We start from the raw sequence: 25,413 nt of genomic DNA, 5'->3' as shown, positions 1-25,413 counted from the left end.
GGGTTGACGGCGAGGCTCCGCCAGCGGCACCCAAATTTTCGACGCCATGGAACTTTGCCGAGAAAGCAAGGTTCACGCCTTGGCGATGGCGACCGGGCCTGTCGCGATCTCGGAAAGCAAGGAAAACCTGGCCCAATGGGAGCAGCTTGCTATGAAACACCAGACACTTGAACAACTGAACGTTATCGCGGAGGTGAACGCGGAATATCCAGCAATGACTCGTAGGCAACGCCTTGAGCGCTGGGCAAACCTCCTTGAACACCAACCAGATCGATGCCTTGGAGCGCTCCCGGGCACGGAATATATGAGCCCCCATGACCGCAACGAAGCGCGTTGCCTTTCGTCGCCGATCAGCGTTGCGTTCGAAGACCCAATTCTGAGGGCGCAGGGCCTGGAGGACGATACTTATGGTGCGGCCCGGAAGTTTTTCGAACTGTCCAACTGGCAATTGCACGACATTGTTTGCCATTGTCATGTCGGCGCAACGATGAAGGCCGGATGGGTAGCACTTCGTGTTCGCGCCGCTATGAATGGCGGCATCTTTGCAAGGCTGGGTGCGTTGCTTAGGCCTTGATGAAGGGATTCGACGGGGCTCATTCCTCAAGTCGAGATGCTCGACCACCGCCGAAGCGTCAGCGGCGGCCGCGGAGGTCGTGAGCGACCAGGCGCCGCTCACCTGTCACCTGGGCGGAGATGAAGAGAATCGGTGCGCCCTCACCGCCGCCGACAGGGTTCGTGCGCCCACTTGGTCCACGCCCAGCGTCCCCGCCTGAAGCGGCTGGATCAGGGATTCGGCGGATACTGAGGGATCAAGCCAGCCCCCCAATCGTTCCGCCTCTAGTACGATCCGCCGATCGTGATACGCGGCTGTGTCCGGACCGGGCCTCCCCAACGTCGTCGGTCTGGGCCAGATCCCCGCCGCGATCTGGTCCCAATCAGGCAAGGCTGTATCCGCGCTTGGCCACGCGAAAGGACTACCATGCTCACTCGATTATCAGTCGTAACGTTAAGCACATGGATGTATTGACTAAAATATTTTCTCGATTTCCGCATACTGTTACATAGGCCGTCAAAAGTACCGGCCTCCGAACCATTGGCTTTTTCTGCCAGATCGCGAAAATTGTGGTTCTATCGGCAGGCACGGCGGCGACAACACCCCGAAAGTCACTTCGGCCGCACCGCCGTCTCTACGCTAGACAACGCCGGCCACGATTCAGCCTCTCGGAATTATAGCGTCACGTGCTTGGTTCGCCACCCCCCTCCCTCAATGGGATGGCTATCGCGCGAGGGCTAGGAGAATTGTAAGCTTCATGCTACATATCTCGCTAATTTGTAGTGTGAAGGTTTCAAATGCCTACACCACATAACCCTCCCGCCGCTGTGCGGCGCGTCCTGCGCAAGCTTGGTGCAGACATCCACGATGCCCGTCGGCGTCGGCGGCTGCCAATGGCTGTCGTCGCAGAGCGCGCCTTCACGTCCCGCTCGACCCTGCAAAAGGTCGAGGCTGGGGACACCAATGTCAGCATCGGCATTTATGCAGGTGTCCTTCAGGCGCTCGGCCTGCTCAACGGTCTTGGCCAGATAGCCGACATAGGCAACGACCCGGTTGGACAAGCGCTGGCCAGCGCGGAACTGCCCAAGCACGTCCATCTCAAGCGAGCAGTCGGATCATCTCGCGATGGCTGACTTCGAGGTACATATCGCCCTGGACGGACGCACGCGCCCTATCGGCCTGGCGAGGAGTAATCGCGTTCGAGGCACGGAGACTATCCTTTTTGAATACGATGGCGCGTGGCTCGCCAATCCAGACCGGTTCTCGCTTGAGCCCGCCCTTGCCCTGACCCGCGGTGCCTTCGCCCCTCCTGCCGGACTGGTGACTTTCGGCTCCATAGGAGACTCAGCGCCCGACACATGGGGGCGCCGTCTTATGCAGCGCGCCGAGCGCCGTCTTGCAGAACGCGAAGGTCGCGCCGTTCGCACCCTTGCGGAAAGCGATTACCTGCTGGGCGTCGCCGACGAGACCCGCCTGGGTGCCCTCAGATTCCGCTGGGCAGGCGAAGAGACGTTCCAGGCGCCTAGCCGCGCCGGCGTCCCCGCCCTGATCGAACTCGGGCGGCTGCTGCAGATCACCGAACGGATCCTCCGGGACGAGGAGACGGACGAGGACCTTCAACTCATCTTCGCCCCCGGCTCTTCCCTCGGCGGCGCCAGGCCGAAAGCATCGGTCATCGACCAGCACGGACACCTCTCCATCGCCAAATTTCCGAAGGAGACAGACGACTATAGCATGGAGACATGGGAGGAGATCGCGCTGCGGCTGGCCGAGCAGTCCGGCATTACCACGCCGCATCATGAGCTAATCGAGGTTGCCGGCAAGGCGGTGATGCTGTCCCGACGCTTCGATCGTTCCGACTCGATCCGCATTCCTTTCCTGTCAGCGATGGCCATGATGGGCGCCAAGGACGGTGAGCGCGGCAGCTACCCGGAGATCGTTGACGCTCTTACGCAACATGGCGCGCAGGGGAAGACCGACGCTCATGTCCTCTATCGGCGGGTCGTCTTCAACGTGCTGATTTCCAATGTCGACGACCACCTGCGCAACCATGGCTTCCTTTGGCTCGGCAAGGCGGGATGGTCTCTCTCTCCCGCCTACGACCTCAATCCTGTGCCCACCGATCTCAAGGCGCGTGTGCTGACGACGAACATCGACCTGGACGAGGGCACCTGCTCGCTCGACCTGCTTGAGGCGGCTTCGGAGTTCTTCGGCCTCACACTGCAGCAGGCCCGCGCAATCGTCAAAGAGGTCGCGACCGTGACCGCGACGTGGCGTGAAACCGCCAAGGCGGCGGGCGCCCGCTCTGCAGAAATTACACGGATGGCCAGCGCCTTCGAACACGACGATCTCAAGCGGGCGCTGGCGCTATGACCCGAACCTGCACCTACAACTTCACGCCTCCGTCATTTGACCCGTCCCCGGCGCGACCATCGCGCTGGACCTCTCCGAGATCGAAGACGCCGGCATTCGCGAAGTGCTTCAGACGATCTCTGACCCGGCACGCGCGCTATATCTCGGCACGAGCACTTCACAACTCACAACGCGTATCAGACGTTCAGAGCAATGCTGCACTCGCTAGGGGCAGGGTCCGCATCATCACGCAGTCGGGTTCAGGTTAAAGGCCTCGTAGTAAGACGCCGGCCTCTTGAACAGCCAATCCAGTGAACTAAATCATGACCGCCGGCGTCATCGGGGCCGGTATGCCGGCCGGAGAGCATCCGGCGGCCGAAGACCTTGTATCCATATTGCTCAAAGGAGGATGTGGCTATGAGAACCACTCTCGACTTTTCTCCCCTGTTCCGGTCGAGCATCGGCTTCGACCGAATGCTGAACGCGCTGGAGGCTGCGAGCCGCGTCGAAACTATCGACAACTGGCCTCCCTATGACACCGCCAAGACTGGCGAGGACGACTACGGCATCACCATGGCGGTGGCCGGTTTCTCGCAGGACGATCTGACCATCACCCAGGAGCAGAACATGCTCATGGTGTCGGGTCAAAAGGCTGGTGAGGACACCGGCCATTATCTGCATCGCGGTATGGCCGAGCGTTCTTTCCAGCGCCGCTTCGAGTTGGCCGACCATGTGAAGGTCATAGGCGCAAGCCTAGTCAATGGCCTTCTGTCGATCGATCTCAAGCGCGAGATTCCCGAGGAAATGAAGCCCCGCAAGATCAAGATTGCGGCCGGCGAGGCGCTGCCCAAGGTCGAGACGAAGCAGATCGAGACCGAGAAGCAGGCCGCCTAAAGCCGCCCCCAAAGCGCACATTGGGCACGGCGTTGGGCACTCCCCGGCGCCGGCGGGAAAACAAACGAACAAACAGAAGGAGAAGAACAATGAATGTCCGTGATCTGATCCCCTGGAACCGAGGCAACGGCAACCAGGCTCCAACTGTGTTCCGCGATAGCGAGCGCGACCCGTTCCTGTCGCTGCATCGCGAGGTGAACCGGCTGTTCGACGACGTCTTTCGCGGCTTCGGCTCGAACCTTCCCTCTTTCAACACTCCTTCCGCCTTCAGCGGCGGTTGGCCGAGCGTCGAGATTTCCGACAGTGAGAAGGAGATCAAGGTGACAGCCGAGATACCTGGCCTCGAAGAGAAGGACATCGAAGTCCTGCTCGACGACGGAGTGCTGACCTTGAAGGGCGAAAAACACTCCGAGACGGAGGACAAGGACCGGCAGTTCTCCGAGCGTTTCTATGGCCACTTCGAGCGGCGCATCCCACTCGGCTACGAGGTCAAGGACGACAAGGTCGACGCGCGCTTCAGCAATGGTGTGCTGACCGTGACCTTGCCCAAGAGCGAGAGAGCGCAGTCGCAGGTCAAGCGCATCGCCATCAAGAGCTAACCCGTGGCAGGCGCCGGCGGCGGGCAGCTGGCCGCCGCCGGCAGCGTCCTTCAGGCAGGCAGGGATGAACACCAGACAGGTCGACAGACCGAACCAGGTTATAACCCACAGGGGTGGCCGTCGAACGACAACTTGCACAAGCCTTTCGATGAAGCGCTCGCTCTTCCCGGACGATGCGGTCGCGCGCATTGACCACGTCCGGCAAGGCACGCTTGGGGGGCTGGCGCCTCGTTTCGAGCGAAGCACTGCGCCGTTCGCCGAGCCCTGGTGGGCTAGACGAGCGGCGATGACACGCTGGCCCAGGTCGAGCTTGGCTTTCCGACATTGGAATCGGCCATCCGCTACGCCGAGCAGCAGGGGCTGACCTGCGTCTCCCCGATCGGGCTGGTCGGCAAAGGCCGTTGCCTGCAGCTCGATGAGATGCCTGCACAGGCCGGGAGTTCGACGCGAGCTTTCTCGGATGCTGTGCTTGATCGGCTCGGACTTGCCGTCCTTCAGGAGTGCTGCGGGCGCGCCCTCGACAGTGCGGCCACTCCCGACGATCCTCCGGTTCGGATGGCTGGACATCGCCTATGGACCTGGTCCGCGATCTGACGCTGGCGCTGGAGGCGAAGCGCTCGATCCTGATGAACTAGGCCTAGACCCTAGTACCTGATCGACCAGGCGACCAATAAGGGCATGCCTGAGAACAGTCGGCCGTCGCGTCTCGATGAAGACGAGCAGGCGCTGCTCGCGCTCGAATGCGAGGTTGCCGCCGACGGGGATGGTTCAGGCACGAGAGCCTCGGTCTCAGTGCGACGGCCAATGGCTGATCGGCGTGGCGACTGCCTACTGTCCCGTCTCCGCTTTCCCACGACAATGCGCCTCCGCGTCTCAGCCGACGGCAGCGCTCTCATCGAGGCAGCGAGAGTCGAAATGGGCATGGGCACGGCGACGGTGCAGATCCAGCATGCCGCCAAGCGCCCAAGCCTATGGATCGACAAGGTCTGGTTCGAATAGGTGACATCCTCCTGCCAGGTTCTCTTATCGCTGCCGGCGGATCGAGCCAAACCGGCAGTATCATTGCCGCGGTACAGCCCGCCGTCGAAAAGCTGCATCGCCGATTGCCCGCCAGCGCGATCTTTACGGAGTTGGCGAGAGCGAAGCTGGCGAGACCTACGCATCGGTTGTCCGAGCTCGACCGCTATCTCGAGCCTGACGAGAGGATTTAGGCATTCGTGTCGTTCCTATCCGTAGGCGGGAACGAGCCGGGTATCTCGCACCGGAAGCTCCATGTCGAACTGCAACCCATCGGGGTCGTAGACTAAATTGATCTTCGCCTGGCACTGCACAGCGACAACTTTTTCCAGCAGTACCGTGCCAAAGCCCTTTCGCTTTGGTTCTTGCACTGTAGGTCCATCCCTTTCTCGCCAACGCAACGCAACGACCCGGTGATCGCTGGCCCGTTCGATCGACCAACTTACCTCAACCCGCCCGTTCGGCCGGGACAAAGCTCCGTACTTGGAGGAATTGGAGGCGAGCTCGTGAAATGCCATGCCTACAGGAATGGCAATGTCGGCGACCAGCGCTACATCGGGCCCCTCAAGCACGACCCGTGAAGAGCCGCTCGTGTCGTAATGGCGAAGTTCTCCCTCAAGAAGCTGGCGCAAAGACGCGGTCTGCCAGTAGTCGTCAGTCAGAATGGAATGTGTGTCCGCGAGGGAGACAATTCGTGCCGAAAAGTCGCGGACAAAGTCTTCCACCCGCCCGCTCGTTCGCGCTGTGGCGCTCATCATGGCGCGAACGTTGGCAAGAGTGTTCTTTACCCTATGATGGAGTTCCCGGATCAACAATTTCTGGCGATCAGCCACTTCTTGCTTCTGTTCGATGTACGACTTGACTTCTAATTGGCGGCTGCGGGCACGCAGTGCCGAGCGGACCGAGTTGACCAAGCTCGAGGCCAGGAACGGCCGTTCAAGGACGATCAAGTGCCGGTCGAGAAAATTTAGCCGCTTGTCGAACTCCGTCTCCCGCATCACCAGCAATACGATCGGATAGTCCGACCAAGCCGGCTGCATGTCGAGCCAGGCTGCCAACGCAGTACGATCAGCGTGAAGCAAAGCTTCCTCGGTGACGACGAGACATCTGGCAGTCTCGAGTGCTGCCACCACCTCATCAAGGGTTTTGCAGATATGTGTAGAGATCCCGCTTTCGGCGAGAATGGAGGCCGCTAGCTTGGCATCTCGCCCGAGCGGAGCAAGGATTAGCACGTCTCCCTCACGGGCGTTCATGCCCGGTCCTTGTCGTCCAGAAGTTCCGAGGATTTTCCCTCGAAAAGTGGCACGCCCGTCAAAATTCCCCGGAACTCTGCCAGTGGCTCTCCCACAGCAAGACCTTGGCTACCGATCCTGAATTCCCGGATGGTGTCCTCATGCGGCCCGACCCGTTTCTTGACAACAGAGATCGCGCGTCGGAGCCGACCGCCGCTCTCAAAGAACCTAAGCAGCATAACCGCATCGCAGAGGTAAGTGATGTCAATCGGGACGGACATGTTGCCAATGAGCCCGTGATTGGCAAGCAGCAGAATGGTCACAACGCCTTTGTGATTGAGGTAAGTCAAAATTTCATGCATTTGCAGGACAAGATACTGTTGTTCCGCTAGGGCGTTTAAGTATCCGGTGAGGCTATCGATGACAACAATGCGCACGTCGGACAATTCGACGGCCTTTTGAATCAGGGTTGATAGTTCGCCCGGGGACAAATCGGCTGGATCAATCTGTTCGAGGAGAAGCGCCCCTTGGTCAACAAACTTCTGCAGATCCAATCCAACACCGGCAGCACGCGTCAGAAAGATCCGTTTGGTTTCGTCGAATAGGAGCACCAGCACGCGCTCACCCCGCAACAACGCAGCATGGCCATAGGATGAGGCGATAGTGGATTTCCCAACACCAGAGGGGCCAATCAACAGGGTGCTGGTACCCCTAGCGAGCCCGCCTCCCATGAGTGCGTCCACAGAACTGTCGCTGAGGGCTGGGGGACCGTGCAATCCTTCTTCGTGTTCGGCCGCGACCAGCCGCGGAAACACAATCACTCCGCCGGGGCGGATGACAAAATCATGGAACCCACCTCGGATCTCGACACCGCGCATCTTGATGACCCGCAGACGGCGGCGCTCACTGCCATAGATTGGCGATAGCTGCTCCATGCGGATCACGCCGTGGCTAATGGAATGTAGATTGAAGTCGTCATGCTCAGCGGTGAGATCATCTAGAAGCAGGACCGTCGCGTCGTTGAGCAAGAAAAAGCTTTTCAAGGCCAGAACCTGCCGCCTATACCGCAAAGAACCTTGCGAAAGAAGGCGAATCTCCGAAAGAGAGTCGAAAACAACTCTATCAGGCTTCAGCGTTTCTATCTCCGCCAGCGCGGATCGAACGGTTTCGCCGAGTTCCAGGTCGGAAGAGTGCACCAGCGTCTGCAACTGTGATGGATCGAGGCTCAATTCCGGAGGCACAAGTTCAAGGATTACGATGCCGTCGAGGGTCCAGCCGTGACGAGTTGCGACCGCAAGCAACTCACGTTTGCTCTCAGAAAGGGTGATGTAGAGGCAGGTTTCGCCTGCCGCGACGCCTTCGATCAAGAACTGCAGGCCGAGCGTCGTCTTGCCTGAGCCTGGACGTCCTTCGATTAGATGCGATCTGTATCTGGCATATCCCCCGCGCAGGACATAGTCCAATCCTGGTACGCCAGTCGGTGTCGGTGCCGCATCATCCTGGTCCAAGTGGCCCCCTTTGTGGTCTGGTGGACCGCCAACAACGGCCGGTTTTCTTAAAGGTTCCTATGAGGCAATCCTGCGCCCGACGGGCGCTGCGAGTTGTCGTAAAGCCGCTCATCGGTAGACCATCACGGACGTCACTTAACGAGGTCGCCTGGTGTTTTGCCCGGTCAACAGGGCCGACATTATTCAACTAAACTCAAAGCGTCGCGGTCGCATTAGCTCCCGGGGTTCAATCGGTTGCTATTGAACGAGCAACAAGCCGCCGCCAAAGCATCCTGGCATTGCCTAGACCGGCAGGTTTCCGATCCTGCCCTACCCGAACGAGCCTGCGAGTGGTAAAGAAGCAGACGCGCCCCAGGATGCAGAATGCAGAGGCAGTCGTGCGCCTCCCAAAGGTGCGACCGCGACGGCGCGTCCTCGCTATTGCCAGGATCGCTCTACTTGCGACGACGACATCGAAGGAGGCGCTGCCCTAAACCAGCGCCCCTTGCCTGCCCCGGAGTACCCTTCCCCCGAACGGGCCAAATACCCAGTGAAGGCTTTTTTGGGGACTTGCGTTGCGCCTAGCTCCCTCGTGCGCTTGGTCGTTGCACATATCTTCCCAAAAACAGCTCGGCGTGATTCCCCCACTGAGCTTTAAGTAGGGTTGGTGTCTTTGACCGATTGCCTGAAGGCTGGGCGAACGAACCTAACGCGAAGGCCGATACGTGACTGTCACCTTTACCTTTGCCTATGAAGGTAAATCTCGAAGATGGGCGGAAAGCTATGCGAGCTCTAAATCGCCGAAGCTCACAACAGCCAGTCAGCGGCTAATCCTTGCGCAAAAGGCCCATCGCGGTAAGCGACAGGCTCTATTGGGCTCAGAGGACTAGAACTTGTAGGCGAAGCCTAAGCGAACCTCGCTGGTAGTCAGATCAACAACCCCCGCCGGCAATGCTTCCTTGCCGAAGTCAGTATAGCGATACTCGGCGCGCAGCAGCAGATTGGCCGTCATGGCATAATCCAAGCCCGCGCCTATCGTCCATCCCGTGAATGTATCTCCGAAAGAACTTACGCCGGTGTTACTGCTGATGCCGATGTCTCCAAATGCAACGCCACCCGCGATGTAGGGAAGAAAGCGATCGGCGGCATATCCCAGGCGAAGTCTTGCCGCCCCACTCCAGTTGAGCTCCTCAGTCCCGACGCCGCCCGGAAATGGCAGACCAGGAGCGGCAAATATTTGGCCGCTGCCATCGACATTGGCGGACACGAAGTCCAGTTCCGCACCAATCACGACGTCGTTTGACATCTGATAGTTATAACCAGCGAAGACACCCCCAAGGAACCCGTCAGGGTCTGACTCAATAAACCCCGGTCCATTATTTTGGTGTATGTTGCCATCACTCCAAGCATATCCTGCTTGGACGCCGACATACCCGCCTGTCCAAATAAAAATGGGCGCGGCTTCTCCGACGATGGCGTCGGCAGCAAACGCCGAGGACGCCAGCAGAGACAGCGACAGACCAAGAAGCAGCTTTTTCATAGTGGCCCCCATAACCTGTCCGTTGGTAGCAGAGCTTCCCGGCGCGTGCAGTTGTATTTCCGCCACATTTGACCTGATTCGGGTGCTAGCGCGGTGCGGCTCAGAAAGGGGAGTGGGTTAGCCCAATGGAATACCATCGGTCCGGATGAGAGGGCGTCAAAGGACGGTTGTTCAAACATCACGGAGATCCGTCGGCCTCGGCCGACAAGCGAAGGATCGCACCAACTCGCCCGTGGTGCTGTCGGCGTACTTTTCCTAAATGGCCTCCATTACTGGCGACGGTCTCGCCGCGGGAGATGACCGGTAGTGGGCGGCCGCCACCATCCCCAACCAGGCACGAGTCCCAGGAAACCCCGCCATGTTGGCCGAGAGCTCCTCGCGGATGATGATCGGATAAGTCCAGGCTTGGCGCGCCGTTTTAAAGTGAGAAGCTGTTTGCCCATCTGTTCGACCTCGGCGGATGAGCGAACTTGAATCCGCATCATTGATCGGGGCGGCCATGGCACGGCGCACCGCGCGTGCTCATTCGGCGATAAGGTCGATCGGCGCTTTGCTTTCCCGGCTTGCCGATGGCGGCCTCGTCAAGCTCCGCCTCTGCTAAGGGGCGCTGCACCCGGCCCTTCTAAAGGCTGTCCGTCGAAGCCCTGTAGCCAGGCCTCGGCATGCTCGTGCCAATACTCAGGCACGGCGCGTTCCTTGCCATCCTTGCGCGCCTGCTGGCCATACATCCAGGCGTAGGCACAGGTGATGCGCTCCTGATCATTCTTTGCGACGACCATCTTACTCATTCCTCGCGAAAGTTCTGCAATGTAGCGTGCCGCAAATCCTCCTCGCCTCGCAAATGCTTCACACGGCCGATGATGCCGGGCTTGACCTATTGCGTTGCCGGCCGCTTCATGCCCTTGGGCGCCGGTCGCACATGCTCCTGGACGCGTTTCCACAGCCGTTCTCGGATTGCTCGGCTGGAATTGGTGAAGGTAGAACCGACACACTGGCCGGTCTTCCGATCGGCCATCAAAGCGAAGGCTGGCTTGCCCGGCTCACGTTCGACGCCAAGTAACTCGTATTCAGCCACCGTATGGCATTTTGCTTTCACCCAGTTCATCGATGGGCCGCTCCGGTATATACGGTCATTGCGCTTCGACACCATGCCCTCCAGCCCGGGCTGCTCGACAAGGTGGAAAATGCAGCATCGCCGGGCAAAGGCTGATAGAAGTGGATCCTGGTGTGCGGCGGGATCAAGTCGGCCAGGATGTCGCGACAGTCTTCCAGCGCCACATCCCGAAGGTCATGGCCGTTGAGGTGCAGCAGATCAAAGGCTACGAAATAGAGGTCATGCTGCCGGCTGGTGATGGCATTGCGCAGCGGGCCGAAGTCCGAGATCCGAGCCTCGTTCAGCACGATGATCTCGCCGTTTAAGGTGGCGTTTTCGACATTGAGGTCGCCGGCTGCCTTGGCGAGGTCTCGGTATCTGGCCGTGCAGTCGAGTCCGCGCCGCGTGAAAATCCGCACGCCGCCCTCATCCTTGGTGAACTGAGATCGATAGCCGTCACACTTGACTTCGCGAATCCATTCTTCGCCCTCGGGAGGCTTCTCAACCAGGATCGGCATCAGCCGCTTACTGAACCTTCAAACCCATACACAGCACTCACGAACCGCAGTTCAATCAGTTTTGGCTAAAATGGTTGCGGAACCTTTACCAGGGCGGGATGTTGCAGCCCGCATGACAAAGCTGTCCGAGCTTGGTCCGCCTATTCCCGGCAAGTTGCACAGCGCCCAGCATATTGAAGAGCATCTGCACTTCTACAACTGCACGTCCCTGTGGCCAAAGGGTTGATCAGCGCGAACTGCGCCAAGTCTTCTGGCATGAGCGGCCCGTTCATGAGCCGCTGGAGCCGGAGCCTGGAGGCGAAGGTGATCGCATTTCCAAAGCGGAAATAACAAAGCCCCACCAGCGGGTGGCCAGGCGACGAAGGCTTGTCGCACTGTTTGATGGAGACGTGAGGCAAACCCCGACATTGGCCAGTGCAGGCCCCCGACCGTGCTCTTAAGAATGGTGGAATGCGTGCCTGTAGATAGCAGCGGCTCATTCACCATATGCCGGCAACCCCATTGTAGGCGCCGCTGATGGGCATAGCGTGGAGAAGCGCCGTTCCAAGCGCATCCCTCCGCGCCGGCGTGCCTCCAAGCTCAGCTGACGTTGCCTATAGACGACCGGGGCTTTACGCCGCCGCCCGCTTGCCCGGTCGTCTGCCCCTCTTTTGCGCATCTTCGTTCGCGGCTACAGCCCGCCCGCTCCATGATGAACGATGGCGTCGAGCACTGTTTCGTAAACGCTGCCGGTCTCCTCCTCAATTTCGGTGCTACTGATCCCGATCGCCTTCGCGTCGGCGAAAGGCTTTTCAATCGCCTCCGCAACCGTAATCACGTCTGAACTGGCGAGGCCTGACAGATTGCTGCTTAGCCACCTGTCGAGGAAGTTGACGCCGCGAGTGCTCATCGGGGCATAAGCCGCCGAGAGATGTTACGTTCCGCTCATTGATGCAGCCGCCAAAGAGCGGCCTTTGCGGAATTTCAGGCTCCAGTAACTTTCGAGCCGCCGCTATCACGGATGTTGCGAAGGTGGTCCTTGATGGAATCCATGCTTCAGCTGCCTGTTAGCGGCGAAAGCATGATGTTCACTTCCATACGTCCGCTACCGGTAATTCTCGCCGGCGACGGACACCCACGCCTTTAACGTCAATAGCGGAGGCTATTAGCATGGACTAATCTTCTGATAGGTCGCAAGATGCCCTCCATTGAGGGGAACCGGTGAGTTGGCGTTGTGATTTTGGTCGTAGAGGATGAGCCGCTGATCCTAATGGATATCGAATCCGGGTTAGAGGACGCTGGGTTCGAGGTCGTTCGTGCGAAAAACGCGGAAATTGCGATCGAGGTGTTTGACACAGACCCGTCGAATATCCGCGCCCTGGTCACTGACGTTCGTCTCGGGAACGGAAAATCTGGATGGGAACTCGCCAGATATTTCCGCCACGCCTCACCAGCAATGCCAGTTGTCTACGTCAGCGGTGACAGTGCCCCCCATTGGGCTGAACAGGGCGTCCCAAACAGCGTCATGATTTCAAAGCCATTTGCCGTCGTGCAGATTGTAACGGCACTAGCCACACTCCTTAACCAGCAGATGCCGCGCGACCCAGGCACGCCCACCTAAGTGCAATGTCACTGGTGCAGTAAAAGGACCCGCTGGCGAGAGCTTGCGGGCTTTGAACACATTCCACTTATATCAAGGGACCGGTGGCGGCGGCGGGACTTATCGACGCCCCCGACCGGGCAGTCACGGACGACAGTCGCTCGCGTTTGATCAGCCCTGGGGGCTCCTCGCCTTATCCGCGGCGGCGAAACTGCGCCGAGCTAGCGAGCCTTGTCAGCCGCCTGCGATGAAAGGAGAGAGCGCAAGCCGGCCGCGTCTATTCACGGCAGCGGCGGCGTCTGTAGACAGAATCAAGGCAATTGCCGGACCTTGGTGACCAATGCGGAGAATAGAACGCCATTCGGCGCCATGCAAATTGTGCCGAGATGAAAACAGCATCAGGAAAGCCCGCCGCTCCCGCGACGGGCCTTCCATAGGGCGTGGCACATCCCGTCGGAATCGACCACTGTATGGTTAACCTCCTCCCTCAGTAGTGTTTCGGGCACGAAAAAGCCCGCTGGCTGGAGCCAGCGGGCAGGGTCACTAGGGAAGGCCGCAGGAGTTGGTGCGGCCCGCTCCCGAACCTTGATTTGCTGCGAACCGATATTAACCTATCTGGATTTTGAGACATGCGACAGAACGCGAAGAAGTGGACATGTTCCCCCACTAACCTTCCCTTTCCAACGATCTGCCTGAACGGCGAGTGGATCGCCTTGCTTGCTGGATCGCTCAAGTCCGCATCTTTTTCGCTTTGAGCGACGAGTTCGTTTTGCTGAAGGGTCACGTACTCTCGACGCGCGAGTGCCCTCCTTAATCGGGAGCACGTGACACTATCGGAAGGCGAAATGCAAAAGATTGTAGCTGCTGTTGGGATATCGCCTGCTGCATCCGCGCCGCGTGACTTGGGCTAAGGAACAATTTCCCGCCCGCGCGAGTTGCTAACGCAGTAGGTTACACATCACGATAAGGCGGCCATTCTCATGCAAAAGATGGACGACACCAAAAAGCTGGTTAACCGCTTGGATGAAACGCAACGCCGCATTAAGGAAACTCAGGAGATTATCGAGCAAAACCAGCGGCTTATAAAGCGATCTCGTAAAATCCTTTCAAGTGCAGCCCAGAATTTCGGCGATGCTCGGCAGGGCTAATCATCTCACTTCGGAAAGCACACCTGGCGATTAGTCGGGTCATTTCTGTCGGAGTTTGATTGCGCTCCCGACCTCGACAACGCTACCTCACACCAGCATCTACCTATATTGCCGCCGGTTGGCTCGATGAGCAGCGCGTCCGCGGCACGGCCCCAGCGGAAGATGCAGCACTGTCGCCACGACGCAGAACCGAGGTCATTGCGACTTGAGACCCGTGCTGCCGTGCTTCAAGACCCAGGGGGCCTTCAAACGAGCAATGGCGCGGTGCTCGTCGTTGAACGATCATAGCTATGCAACGGAGCCGCCAAGATCGCGCTATCATCGCGACGCGGGGCGCGATCACGCTGCGGGGCGGGCAAACAGTCCACCCCCGTTTTTGTTGGCCTCAAAGGCTAAATTTAGCCGCCCATCTTTTTCGCCATAGCGCAGAAATCCGCATGCGCCTTGTTAAGCGTAGTATCGCCGCAGTCTTTCAGTACCGCCTTCTGTTCATCGGGCTTCATGGACATCCAAGCGGTTTTGAAATCCGCCTCCGACCTCAACGTTTTCATGCCTGCATCGGTGAAGAACGGCGACATCTTCGCCGGATCGTCGAGAGCGGATGTGTTGTTAGCGGCAAGTGCTGAACCACTCATCATGGCAAGCGTCAGCACGCCCATTGTGAGCATCTTGATGTTCATTTGATCCTCCGTGTGGTCGTTGAAGTGACCATAAGAGAAACGTGCATTTTCCAACTGGGTTCCAGCGCATAGCCGTTGAAAACCTAGGATGATAGGCTGCTCGGCGATGATAAGAAATTAGCAACTTCAAACATTGTTACGCACATCCGCGATCACCACGAAGCGTCCGCAGGCGCTATCGGCCGTGTTCAGCAGGGCCCCACCAACCTTCCCAAAACGTACTTCAGTCGCTCCGTTTCAGTGGGCCAGATCATAGCTGTCTCCGACTGGAGTGATACGCCGTCTCGTTTTCGTTGCCTCACTGCATCCATCAGCTCTCGTGTCGCTTGAGCGACCTTGGCGACTGGGGCAATGGACGCTGTAGACCGGCCGGGTTGCCGGGCTTGCACAGATCTGGCGCAACACACTGCAAGGGAACGGCGGCTAGACGATGCGGTGAAGCACCCCCAAGGCCCCGTCATTCCCGTTCGCTCCGTGGGAAGTGAGGGCGTGAGCAAAGGCGGCCTAGAATACACCGCCAATGCCGATGCCCCCGGAAATGTCGGGTGGGGGAGCCGCGGGACGTCTCGGCGCGGCTGGCGAGCGTTTTGCAGTCATCCCCCTGGGGGTGTTGCGCGACGGGGCGGCATCCGACGCCACTTTAGCCGGCTTGGCCTTGACGATGACCGGTTGCTTGCAGATTCTGCCTGAGCGCAGAAAGAGATCGCCGAGCAGTCCGACGCTCGGCTCAGTCGTTGCTGCGACCTGCTTGGTGTTTTTGTAGTAGTCAGTGAGAGCACGAATTGAGCCCGTGCCCCAATCCCCATCAACCTGCATCCGGTAGCAGCCCAGGCGACGAAGTTCCGTCTGAATGTTGCGTGCAAGATCGGCCGTCTTGTCCTTGTCCCCCACGCCCGCGGACGCGCCGATTATAAGGGTTTCGAGACCGGAGACGACACTTTGGCGAGCGTCTTCAACCCCTTCAGCGGGCGACAAATTGGCAACCTGAGTGCCAACAGGCTGCGCCAAACTGGATGACGGTGCGGGAATCTCGACCGACCGCAACGTCTGTCCAACGATGACCACGGCTGTTTGCAGGTCATTTGAGGCAAGTTCGACCTGCAACCTCTTCTTTGCTGTGGGGTCTGCCAGGATGCGTGAAAGGCTTGCGCTCAACTGTCCCGGATCGAGCACCTGTTGCTCGGTGAAATAGAACTGCTCGCGCAGGTTGGATTGATCCCAAGGCACTTGACGGCCGACCGTCAGCGCCTCAGTTTCGTTGCGCACACGGATCATCATGTCCGAAATGCTGAGCCCGGGGATCTCGACATTCTTCAGCAGTGCGGTGGTGAACGGGCTGTTTTCGCCGCCGCCATCTGCCGTGACATTTCCAGGCTGAGTGGCAAAGGCAACGAATGTATTTTCACCGACTTCAACTTGCGCCAGACCATTGCTCGCGCCGCTGCCAGAACCGAGCGGATTGTTGCGGCAGGCGTCCAGGAATATGAATGTCTGGCGGTCGCGTCGCGCGAACCGCGCGATCACATCATTTAGCTTGATGGCGCTGCCCGTCAGTTTTTCCAGGCTTTCAGGATCGGGCGTATCAACCGAGAGCAGGTAGTTTTCGCCATTCAGTTGGACGCCGTGACCGGCATAGAAAATCAAAACGGCCCTGGCGCTCGGTAACCGCGCTTCAGCGTCTTGCAGGAGTTTGGCAAAACCTTGGGTCGAAAGATCGGTCCCAGTCAGGACTTCAAAATTCAGCCGCTTCAAGCTCCCTGAAAGCCTTATGGCATCGTTTGTTGCATTGGGGAGATGCTCAAGCCGGGTGCTTTGATAGTTCGAATTGCCAATGACGATCGCCAGCCGGTTGCGTGGTTGCGGCGACGCGGTCTGTTCGACCGCCGCGCGAGCGCCGGCCGAGCCAAGGAGCATCAGAAGCAGAAGCAGCGGGATACGAAACAAGAGTCTGAGGCGATGGGTCATGTCAGCATGCTCGGTCCGGCCTGCGTCAATGTTGATCTCGCAGCCTTCCAAACAGCGCACCACGACGCAAAACGCAATCCTGCCCGAGCGTCTGGACCTGCGCCCCCAAAGGCCAGCAGATTTTTATACCAAGAATCGTATCAAAGATAGGTGAAAGGGATTTGTATGCGCTCAGTCGCTGGATTGTGGAGGACAAAATGCCAACCAAGATCAACCTTGCGCTGCCGGTTTATGGAGCCGCTTACAAAAGCGTGTTCGTCCGCAGCCTGTTCGCAGCCCTGACCCACAAGAGCCTGTCCAGCTACGCCTTCACGCTGTCCGAAATCGAGTACACGGATATCCCATTTTCCCGGAACTATTTGCTGACCAATTTCTACTACAACAAACCGGATTGCAGCCACATCCTGATGATCGACAGCGATATGGGCTTTTCGCCTGATCTTATCGCCGCGATGCTGGCGCTTGAGAAGCCGGTGGTCGGCACTTTGTATCCTCGGCGCCTGATCGATCTCCGCAGACTTCACTCGCTGTCGAAACTGCCCTTCGAAAAGGCCTTTGCACGGAGTCTGGAGTTCGTCGGAACCATCATCGAACCCCGCCAGGAGATGAGCGGCTTCGTCCGGGTGTCGCTATGCGGCACGGGCGTCTTTTTGGTGTCCCGCGACTGCGTCACCGAGATAATCGAGAAACTTCCGGAAACGGTGAACCGGTCTCGCTACAAAAACAACAAATACACCGCACAGTTCGACAGCTTTCTGACGCCGTTTTCAAAGATCGTGACGCCCGATGTGGATTTGCCGACCGATTTTTCTTTCTGCCACCGCTGGGCGCAGCAATGTGGCGGCGAAATATGGGCGAGCTTTGACCGCAAGGTCGCCCATGCAGGAGATATGACCGTTTCGGCAGCCTATTCTGAGCTGTAACAGTCTCCTCTGACGTTGATGTACTGCCATGTCAGCAGTTCGATCGGAGTTTTCGATAGTGACCTTGTCGCCACATATGGCGTTACAATGGTCTGAGGGCGAACGCCTTTCCATTGCCATAGGGCAGCGCGCCGCGTACACTTCCGGTCAGCAAGGCATCGAACCCACCAGATGGGTCGCCGAGCGATTTTAATAGCCTAATTTGTGACGGTATCGATTTCTCGTAAGTGAGGTCGAATGAGAGTGCCGCGCAGGGTTTATCAACTGGGGGGTGTCCCGTTGCTTGCGTTAGCGGCAGCGTCCACGTTCCAAATGTCTGGCGCGGCAGCCTGCACCGCCACCGCCGAGGGCGCCTCGACAACAGTCGGGTCTGGCGTCTCCGCCGTAACGACCTTCCAAACGACGTCCGTCACGGCCTCGTGCAACACAGCCGGAACTGTCCAGGACTTCGGCGGCGTATTCACGACGGGGTTCGAGGGTTACCAAGGGCAAGACAACAGTTCGTCGACTGTCATCGTCAACGACTATGACGGCAATGGCGACGACGTTGTGAACATCGTTGGCGGCATCCTGAACAACAGTACGGCGACACCCAGCGTAAGTGGCCTGCCGCCGATAAGCTCGGAGGTAACGACCTCCTTGCAGCCGGGCACGGGGACCATTCAACTCCTTGGCGGCAACGACCGGTTCGACATGTCCGATGGGGTTTTCAACAGTGAGCCGTTTGCGCCGCAAGTCGATGCCAATCTCGACACTGGTGCGGGCGATGACACGGTCACCATCCACAGCGGCACCATTCTGAGCGTCTCCCTTGGCGAAGGCAACAATTCGCTGGAGTTGACCGGCGGTGAAATTGGCGGCTCAGTCATCGGTGGCGATGGCGCCGACACCATCATCATAGGACACGATACAAGCTTGGCCGATGGCGACGGCGGCATTGTCGCGGGTTCTGTTTTGACAAATGGCGGCGCCGACAGCGTCACCATCAAGAAGGGCGCCATTATTCACGGCGATTCGGAAGGAGGAGGTGCCATCGGGCTTGGCGACGGCGACGACCACTTCACCATGACCGGGAGCGTCCTCGACGCTAGTCTGAGCGGTGACGATGGCAACGACACGCTGGCTATCAGCGGTGGCACGGTCCACAGCGCCGTGACCGGAGACGCAGGCAATGATACGATCACGGTATCTGGTGGCACCGTCGACGGCAATGTCAGCGGCGGAGCCGGGTTCGACCAAGTTTCGGTTTCCGGCGGCACCATCATGGGTGGCATCGACGCAGACCACGTCCAGCTCTCCGGCGGAACCATCGGCGGTGACATCACTGGCCTTGGACCCGACACGCTGATCATCAACGGATCCGGCGCGGTCGATCCGCTCAATCTGAGCGATCACGTTCTTTTCAGTGGAACCAATGCCAATGGCACCGTCACCGATACCGACCTTGCTGCCGGCGGCAAAAGCCAGAATTTCGCAGGGTTCGATAGTTTCTCCGCCGACCATTCCACGCTCCGTTTCAGCGGTGGCACGCAAGGCATCAACCAACTCAATCTCGGCAACGGCTCGACGCTGTTCATCAACGGCAACGTCACTATGCCAGGTTCGATCATCGCGACGAATTCGCTGATCAACCTGACGGACGGTGCCGCCGATGACGTGTTGACGCTGGGCGGCCTCACCCTCAATGGAGCAAGCATCGGCCTCGACATCAATCAACAGACGCTGCAGTCGGATCAACTCGTCGCCAACGCATTTTCGGCCACCGGGGTCAACACCATCATCGTCAACCTGCTGGGCACGCCCCAATTCACGCAGGCGACCGATATTCCGATCATCGTCTCGACCGGCGGGCCGATCGCCGGGATTTTCAACATCCAAGGCACTCCAGGCACCCTGGGCTCACTTTTCACCTATGCGATCGTCACTGGCCCGAATGGGGGCTTGTTCCTGCGCGCAACGCCGGCCAATTTCGGTATTGCGGCGGCGCCGATCAGCGCCACCAACGCCGGGGCGGTCACGGTGGCAATCGATGCTCTCTACGGCATAAACCGCGACGCGATCGATGCTGACCTCCCCCTTTCGCCCGCATCGGGATCCGGAATGGTGCCGGTTTCGTCCAGCTTCGGCGTCTTTGCCTCCGGCCAATTCGCTCATAGCGAGCATGACGGCTACACTATCAGTGGCGGCGGTTTGAATGGCCCCGGTCCGAGCTTCGATGCCAATGATTTTTCGGCCGCGATCAGCCTGGATTTCAATGCCGCCAAGCATTTCCAGTTCGACAATGAGTATGGTCTCAACATCGGTATTTTCGCCGGCTATGCCTCGACAGACGTCAACCTTGGCGCGTTCCGTGGATTTGACGCCATAGGCGAGGGCACCAACAAGGCCGGCATGTTCGGCGGCTACGCGCTGTTGCGCAAGGACGCCAATTACGCCCTGGTCTCCGCCTCCGGTTTCTTCGGCGGAAGCGACGTGACCAACGGCGTGCTCGGCACCACAGGCAGCTATGACACCGAGGGCTATGCGGTTACGGGATCGGTCGGCCACATCTTCACCTTGGGCGAGCGCACCCGTTTCGACCTGCGTGGTGGCCTGCTTGGCGTGTCATTCCGCGGCGATTCCTTTACCGACAGCGGCGGTAACCAGTTCGGCAAGAGCCGGCTTTCCTTTGGCGCGTTTAAGATCGAGCCTGGGATCTATGGCGACTACAAGCTAAGCAACGGGATGGTGTTCAGCCCCTATGCACGGGCCGAATTGCAGCAGCGTTTCGGTTACAAGAACACGACCGAAATCGACACCAGGACGATCTCCTTTGAGGATGCCGATTTTTCCGCGGCGCTGTCGGCCGGCTTCAACCTGAAGGTCTCGGAGTTGACGACCGTCAACGGCGAAGTCCGTGGTAAGGTGTCGTCCGACAGTTCCACTATGGGCGCCAAGCTCGGACTGAAGGTCGCCTTCTAGTCGCGTGACTCTGCGATCCGAATGAGTTGGCGCGGCGCGCGCATTCGCGCCAGCATTTCGCCACTGCTACCAGATCGCCACCTCCCACTGCTCATTGAGCCGCGCGAACCGATTGCTCGGCCTGCGGTGTCGCACCCGGGTGAAGGCGCAGGGATCAGCCGGGCGCTTACGCGTTGGAGGGAGAGGACGGCCCCCATGGTTCGAGCGCGTCCGTCGAGAGTGAACGCTGGTCCAGCACTGCTCAAGGGTGAGCGTATTTGTCTAGCGTCGATCCAGAGAACGAACATCATACGATACGAGTTACGGATGGCGCTCCTTTGTTCGTTGATTCTGTGACAGTGCGGAGAGGAATTGGGCTGAGGCTCGCCTGACGAATGAGACGCCGTTTCGGCCGGGATGCGAGCCGACAGTCCAAGCCGCAAAGGTGGCGGGCACATTGAACTGGGATGATTTCAGATTTGTGCTCGCGGTCGCCAAGCACGGCACGCTCTCTGCGGCTGCGCGTCATTTGCGGACCACGCAGAGCTCCGATTGGCGGCGAAGGTGCGTTGATTAACGGCGTCCGTCCATGCATTGTGCTTCAAGATCTTAGATTGCGCGAATGCGTGACCGCGAATCCCATCTCGGGCTCTATTCGAACAAGTAGGTAAATCCTTGCGCCGAGGCGCCGACGATGACTTTTGTCATCTTCTTGCCCTCGAGCGTGCGATTGAGCACGCTGCGGCTGAGTTCCGGCAGCAGCGTGTTGGTGAGAATGGCGTCGATCATGCGCCCACCAGATTCGATCTCGGTGCAGCGCGCCTTGACCATGTCCATGACACCCTCGCCGATCACCAACTCTGCTTGGTTGCTGGCTTTGAGACGCCGCGCGATCTTGCCGAACTGGTGTGTGGTGATCGCCTCGATCATCGTGTCCGAAAGCGGGTAGTAAGGGATTGTCACCACGCGGCCGAGGAAAGCGGCCGGAAACACTTTCAGCAGCGGACCGCGCAAAGCAGTGTCCAGATCGTCGATGCCGGTGCGCAGGGTGCCGTTCCTCGTGCGGTCCATGATGACCTCGGAACCGACATTCGAGGTGAGCAGGATCAGCGTGTTCTTGAAGTCGATCCTGCGCCCTTCGCTATCGTCCATCATTCCCTTGTCAAAGACCTGGAAGAAGATCTCGTGCACGTCGGGATGCGCCTTCTCGACCTCATCGAGCAGAATCACCGAATAGGGCTTGCGCCGCACGGCCTCGGTCAGGATGCCGCCCTTGCCATAGCCGACATAACCGGGCGGCGCGCCCTTCAGCGTCGAGACCGTATGCGCCTCCTGGAACTCCGACATGTTGATTGAAATCAGGTTCTGCTCTCCGCCATAGAGCGTCTCGGCCAGCGCCAGGGCTGTCTCGGTCTTGCCGACGCCCGAGGGGCCGCAAAGCAGGAACACGCCGACCGGCTTTTCCGGTGCGCCGAGACCGGCGCGGCTGGTCTGCACGCGCCGCGCGATCATCTCCATCGCATGGTCCTGACCGACCACGCGCTCGGACAAGGTAGCCGCGAGCTTGAGCGCTTTCTCGGTCTGGCTGGACAGCATCCTTCCGGTCGGAATGCCGGTCCAGTCCTGGACAACCGCCGCCACCGCGTTACGGTCCACCGAGGGCAGGATCAACGGCGTCTCGCCCTGCGCTGCGGCGAGTTCCGCCATCAATTCGCGAAGCCGCGCCAGATCAGCGGCGGTATCGGGCGCAGGAGCAGGCTCGTGGGCAGCCTGTGTCCTAGGCGCCTCGCCCGCTGGCGCGTCGACAGCTTGCCCCGGAGCTTCCCCGCTTTCCTGCGCCTCAAGGGGCATGCCCTCGCCACGGAGTTTGGCGCGCAGATCGAGAATCGCGCTCACAAGCGCCTTCTCTCGGTCCCAGCGCTCTTGCGCTGCCGCAAGCGCGGTCTCGGCTTCCGCCAACCCGGCCTTTACGCGCGCCTGTCTGTCGGTCACGTCGATGCCGATCGCCGCCTCGCGGGAGATGATCCCTTCCTCGACCTCGAGCGCCTGGCGACGGCGCAGAATGTCCTCGACCTCGGCAGGCGTCGCGTGCTGCGAGATGGCAACGCGCGCGCAGGCGGTGTCAAGTAGGCTGACCGCCTTGTCGGGCAACTGCCTGGCCGCGATATAACGGTGCGAAAGCGAAACCGAGGCCTCGATCGCCTCGTCGAGGATCTGCACCTGGTGGTGCTGCTCGAGAACGCCGGCGACACCGCGCAACATCAATACGGCGACCGTTTCGGAAGGCTCGTCGATCTTGACGACCTGGAACCGACGGGTCAGCGCCGGGTCCTTCTCGATGTGCTGCTTGTATTCGGCCCAGGTCGTGGCGGCGATGGTGCGAAGCTCGCCGCGCGCCAGAGCGGGTTTGAGGAGATTGGCGGCGTCGCCGGTTCCCGCCGCGCCACCGGCGCCGATCAGCGTGTGGGCTTCGTCGATGAACAGGATGAGCGGGATCTCTGACTGCTGGACCTCGTCGATGACGGCCTTCAGCCGCTTTTCGAACTCGCCCTTGACGCTGGCGCCCGCCTGCATCAGCCCCACATCGAGCATGCGTACGCTGACGTTCTGAAGCGCCGGCGGCACGTCGCCTTGGGCAATGCGCAAGGCAAAGCCCTCGACGACCGCCGTTTTGCCGACACCCGCCTCGCCGGTCAAGATCGGGTTGTTTTGCCGGCGCCGCATCAGGATGTCGATGATCTGGCGGATCTCCGCATCGCGTCCGACGACCGGATCGATCTTGCCGTCGCGGGCGCGCTGGGTGAGGTCGGTGGCGTATTTGGCGAGTGCCGAGTCGCCCCCCCGGCCCCGATTCATCGACGTTTCGGCGGCAACTGCGGCAGGCGGTGAGCCGGCTTCGAGAGAGCCTTCGACCACATCCGAAAAGCGGGCGATAACCCCATCCGCGTCGATCTTGTCGAATTCAGCGCTGATCTTCGAAACTAGACCGTCCAGCACCGGTGTCTTCAGGCATGCCAGAAGAATATGCGCGCTGCGCACCTCCTCGACCCCAAATTCCAGTGTGGCCAGGTTCCAGCCTTCCTGGATGGCGTGGAAGATGTGATCGGAGAATTCCTCCAGCGAGGTCGCGCCATAGGGCAGCTTGTCGACGGCACGGGTCATATCTGCCGTCAGCCGGCTGACATCCAGCCCGGCATTAGCGACGATCATCTGCACGTCCGAGCGCTCAGATAGCACCAGTTGCTGGACGAAGTGGACCAGTTCGACATAAGGGTTGCCGCGCAACTTGGCCGTGTCGGCGGCGGCCTTGAAGGCGCGCACCCCCGTGGGATTGAGCTTCGCAACGAGTTCCTTGCGCTTGAAACTCTGCGACGACCGGCGCTGTTCCATTCGAACCTGCCCCCGAAATCTGCTGACCCTACCCTGCCACAGAAGCGGCTGCTTGACAAAGCCATGTGACGAGCGGGCCCTTTTGGCCCGTTCGGGCGGCACCTTGTCGTTACACAAGACTAGCAAACTCCCGCTAGGAACCAGCACTGCGATGCCAACGACGTTGCGCATACCGGGTCCTCCGATCGCCCATGGGTTTCGTTGAAAGATAACTGAGCATTCAGCTTCTGTTAGTTTTCGAGCATCTGCTCAATTGTCGTGGCAGGGGACCGATGATAACGTTACGTCATATGGGGGGCACGGGGCGGCTTGCGGGGGGTAAGTGTGGTTGATCTCGCACTCTGGCTGAATCCTCTGGACGGTGACAACCCGTCGGGAGTGGATTTGCGCAACGACCCGGCTTTTCACGAGCTGGAGCGGCTGACGGAAGCACAGATCAAGGTCGTTCACGAGGGCGGCAACAAGGCTTCGCAGTCAACCATTTCGGTCGACTGGGCGACCGTCCTGCAAAAAGCCGAAGAATTACAATCGCGGGGCCGGGATTTGCGCCTTCTCGTGATCGTCACGCGCGCGCTGGCCAACGAAGAGAGGCTCGCGGGCCTCGCCCAGGGGTTGAACCTGATCGCAAGGACGTTCGACCAGTATTGGGATACGATGCACCCGGCTTTGCGCACGGCCGCCACGGGCCGCGACGCGGCGCTGCGACGCATCAATGCGCTGCTTGAGCTCCAAAACGGCCAGGACGGCCTGCTGGCCAACCTGAGGCAGACCGTGTTCTTCTCACCGCGTGCGATCGGGCCGATCAGCGGGCGAGACCTCGAACAGGCCGCGCTCGACGAGCGCGTCATGCTCCAGGAAGCTGCGTCCGGCCTGGGGGCGGCCGAAAGGGCGGCGCTGACTTCGGCCCACAACCAGATGCTGAACCGGGTACGCACGGGATGCGCGGCGCAGGCCGATCAGGACGCCGACGCCATCATGACGCTTTTGCGCGATGCGCGCGCCGCCATTTCGGCGTTGCAGGCGGTAGATGCTGCGCTCAATGCCCGCATCGACGGCAATGGTGCAGCCGTTCCGGATTTGAAGAAGTTCCTGCAGCGACTGCTGACGACGCTGGAGTGGAATACCAGTGCCAGCGCGGTCGCCAACGGTGCCGCAAAGCCTGCAGCGCAGCCGTCTCAACCGGCATCGACACCCACCCGAAATGGCCATGGAGCCGAGACGATGGCAAGTGTGGCAAACTTGGCGGAAACCAGCATCGGCCTGCCTGAGCGCCTCAATTCGCGCGACGAAGTCGTCAAATGCCTCGACCTCGTGGTCGCATTCTACGATCGCACCGAGCCGTCCAGCCCGATCCCGCATCTCGCCCGGCGCGTCCGCCGCATGGTGCATATGGATTTCGTGGAACTGATGGAAGATCTCGCCCCGTCGGGGCTGAAGGAATTCCGGCTGCTTGCCGGTGTTCCCGATCCCAAGAAGCCGGCCCAGAAGGATGAAAGGTAACAA

21 protein-coding genes and 1 pseudogene are annotated in these 25,413 nt (G+C 59.7%); 11 read left to right on the top strand and 11 right to left on the bottom strand.

Annotated elements, in window-relative coordinates; all coding sequences use genetic code 11:
• Nucleotides 1-151 precede the first annotated feature (151 nt).
• On the top strand, nt 152-574 hold the full coding sequence (locus FJW04_RS18985; RefSeq protein WP_140620125.1) for a hypothetical protein: 423 nt from the start codon (nt 152-154) through the stop codon (nt 572-574).
• A gap of 165 nt (nt 575-739) precedes the next feature.
• On the opposite strand, the pseudogene FJW04_RS30370 reads toward FJW04_RS18985, so the two are convergent.
• A pseudogene (locus FJW04_RS30370) lies at nt 740-883 on the bottom strand (SOS response-associated peptidase); the annotation flags it as partial.
• 467 nt (nt 884-1,350) lie between these two features.
• Here FJW04_RS30370 and FJW04_RS18975 point away from each other — a divergent pair.
• The 5 genes from FJW04_RS18975 (at nt 1,351) to FJW04_RS18945 (ending at nt 5,397) form a co-directional block, all read left to right on the top strand.
• On the top strand, nt 1,351-1,686 hold the full coding sequence (locus tag FJW04_RS18975; protein WP_140716002.1) for a helix-turn-helix transcriptional regulator: 336 nt from the start codon (nt 1,351-1,353) through the stop codon (nt 1,684-1,686).
• Nucleotides 1,679-2,926, top strand: coding sequence for a HipA domain-containing protein (locus FJW04_RS18970; protein ID WP_140716000.1), 1,248 nt, complete (start codon nt 1,679-1,681; stop codon nt 2,924-2,926). Before FJW04_RS18975 ends, FJW04_RS18970 begins: the two co-directional genes overlap by 8 nt.
• Nucleotides 2,927-3,322: 396 nt before the next feature.
• A complete protein-coding gene (locus FJW04_RS18965; protein WP_140715998.1) occupies nt 3,323-3,799 on the top strand; it encodes an Hsp20 family protein in 477 nt (158 codons plus the stop codon).
• An 89-nt stretch (nt 3,800-3,888) separates the two neighbouring features.
• On the top strand, nt 3,889-4,398 hold the full coding sequence (locus FJW04_RS18960) for an Hsp20/alpha crystallin family protein (protein ID WP_140620004.1): 510 nt from the start codon (nt 3,889-3,891) through the stop codon (nt 4,396-4,398).
• Between the two features lie 678 nt (nt 4,399-5,076).
• The gene (locus tag FJW04_RS18945) at nt 5,077-5,397 is read left to right on the top strand and encodes a hypothetical protein (protein WP_181172987.1); all 321 of its coding nucleotides are present in this window, start codon (nt 5,077-5,079) and stop codon (nt 5,395-5,397) included.
• Between the two features lie 227 nt (nt 5,398-5,624).
• Here FJW04_RS18945 and FJW04_RS18940 read toward each other — a convergent pair whose 3' ends face one another.
• The 7 genes from FJW04_RS18940 to FJW04_RS18915 form a co-directional block, all read right to left on the bottom strand.
• Nucleotides 5,625-6,668: a sensor histidine kinase gene (locus FJW04_RS18940; protein ID WP_140715996.1), complete on the bottom strand. Its 1,044-nt coding sequence runs from the start codon at nt 6,666-6,668 to the stop codon at nt 5,625-5,627.
• Nucleotides 6,665-8,155 carry an ATPase domain-containing protein gene (locus tag FJW04_RS18935; protein ID WP_140715994.1) on the bottom strand — a complete coding sequence of 497 codons (1,491 nt, stop codon included), beginning with the start codon at nt 8,153-8,155 and terminating at the stop codon, nt 6,665-6,667. The genes FJW04_RS18940 and FJW04_RS18935 overlap by 4 nt, the downstream gene beginning before the upstream one ends.
• An 865-nt stretch (nt 8,156-9,020) precedes the next feature.
• Nucleotides 9,021-9,674 carry an outer membrane protein gene (locus FJW04_RS18930; RefSeq protein WP_140715992.1) on the bottom strand — a complete coding sequence of 218 codons (654 nt, stop codon included), beginning with the start codon at nt 9,672-9,674 and terminating at the stop codon, nt 9,021-9,023.
• Nucleotides 9,675-10,255: 581 nt separating this feature from the next.
• Nucleotides 10,256-10,453, bottom strand: coding sequence for a hypothetical protein (locus FJW04_RS18925; RefSeq protein ID WP_140824493.1), 198 nt, complete (start codon nt 10,451-10,453; stop codon nt 10,256-10,258).
• A gap of 95 nt (nt 10,454-10,548) precedes the next feature.
• Nucleotides 10,549-10,779, bottom strand: a complete 231-nt coding sequence (locus tag FJW04_RS30650) for a hypothetical protein (RefSeq protein WP_348641985.1) — start codon at nt 10,777-10,779, stop codon at nt 10,549-10,551.
• Nucleotides 10,776-11,285, bottom strand: a complete 510-nt coding sequence (locus FJW04_RS30645; RefSeq protein WP_246681384.1) for a hypothetical protein — start codon at nt 11,283-11,285, stop codon at nt 10,776-10,778. Before FJW04_RS30645 ends, FJW04_RS30650 begins: the two co-directional genes overlap by 4 nt.
• Nucleotides 11,286-11,955: 670 nt before the next feature.
• Nucleotides 11,956-12,174 (bottom strand): DUF768 domain-containing protein, encoded by a 219-nt coding sequence (locus FJW04_RS18915; RefSeq protein ID WP_140620012.1) that lies wholly within the window; start codon nt 12,172-12,174, stop codon nt 11,956-11,958.
• 324 nt (nt 12,175-12,498) lie between these two features.
• Between FJW04_RS18915 and FJW04_RS18910 the strand changes: the two genes are divergently transcribed.
• Complete coding sequence (locus tag FJW04_RS18910) at nt 12,499-12,885, top strand: response regulator (protein ID WP_224720258.1); 387 nt, start codon at nt 12,499-12,501, stop codon at nt 12,883-12,885.
• Nucleotides 12,886-13,844: 959 nt separating this feature from the next.
• Nucleotides 13,845-14,012, top strand: a complete 168-nt coding sequence (locus FJW04_RS29985; protein WP_181166506.1) for a hypothetical protein — start codon at nt 13,845-13,847, stop codon at nt 14,010-14,012.
• A 398-nt stretch (nt 14,013-14,410) separates the two neighbouring features.
• Here FJW04_RS29985 and FJW04_RS18905 read toward each other — a convergent pair whose 3' ends face one another.
• Nucleotides 14,411-14,692, bottom strand: coding sequence for a hypothetical protein (locus FJW04_RS18905; RefSeq protein WP_140661237.1), 282 nt, complete (start codon nt 14,690-14,692; stop codon nt 14,411-14,413).
• 504 nt (nt 14,693-15,196) lie between these two features.
• On the bottom strand, nt 15,197-16,657 hold the full coding sequence (locus FJW04_RS18900) for a caspase family protein (protein ID WP_140715990.1): 1,461 nt from the start codon (nt 16,655-16,657) through the stop codon (nt 15,197-15,199).
• Nucleotides 16,658-16,854: 197 nt separating this feature from the next.
• Between FJW04_RS18900 and FJW04_RS18895 the strand changes: the two genes are divergently transcribed.
• Both FJW04_RS18895 and FJW04_RS18890 read left to right on the top strand, forming a co-directional pair.
• Nucleotides 16,855-17,580 (top strand): hypothetical protein, encoded by a 726-nt coding sequence (locus FJW04_RS18895; RefSeq protein ID WP_140620019.1) that lies wholly within the window; start codon nt 16,855-16,857, stop codon nt 17,578-17,580.
• 312 nt (nt 17,581-17,892) lie between these two features.
• On the top strand, nt 17,893-20,541 hold the full coding sequence (locus FJW04_RS18890; protein WP_246673899.1) for an autotransporter: 2,649 nt from the start codon (nt 17,893-17,895) through the stop codon (nt 20,539-20,541).
• A 630-nt stretch (nt 20,542-21,171) separates the two neighbouring features.
• On the opposite strand, the gene tssH is transcribed toward FJW04_RS18890, so the two are convergent.
• On the bottom strand, nt 21,172-23,910 hold the full coding sequence (gene tssH, locus FJW04_RS18880; protein ID WP_140715986.1) for a type VI secretion system ATPase TssH: 2,739 nt from the start codon (nt 23,908-23,910) through the stop codon (nt 21,172-21,174).
• Between the two features lie 324 nt (nt 23,911-24,234).
• Between tssH and tssA the strand changes: the two genes are divergently transcribed.
• Nucleotides 24,235-25,410 carry a type VI secretion system protein TssA gene (tssA, locus tag FJW04_RS18875; RefSeq protein WP_140715984.1) on the top strand — a complete coding sequence of 392 codons (1,176 nt, stop codon included), beginning with the start codon at nt 24,235-24,237 and terminating at the stop codon, nt 25,408-25,410.
• Nucleotides 25,411-25,413: the final 3 nt, after the last annotated feature.

This window comes from Mesorhizobium sp. B2-7-3, from assembly GCF_006440715.1.
GTDB lineage: Bacteria > Pseudomonadota > Alphaproteobacteria > Rhizobiales > Rhizobiaceae > Mesorhizobium > Mesorhizobium australicum.
This window is presented reverse-complemented; position numbering and strand designations above follow the sequence as displayed.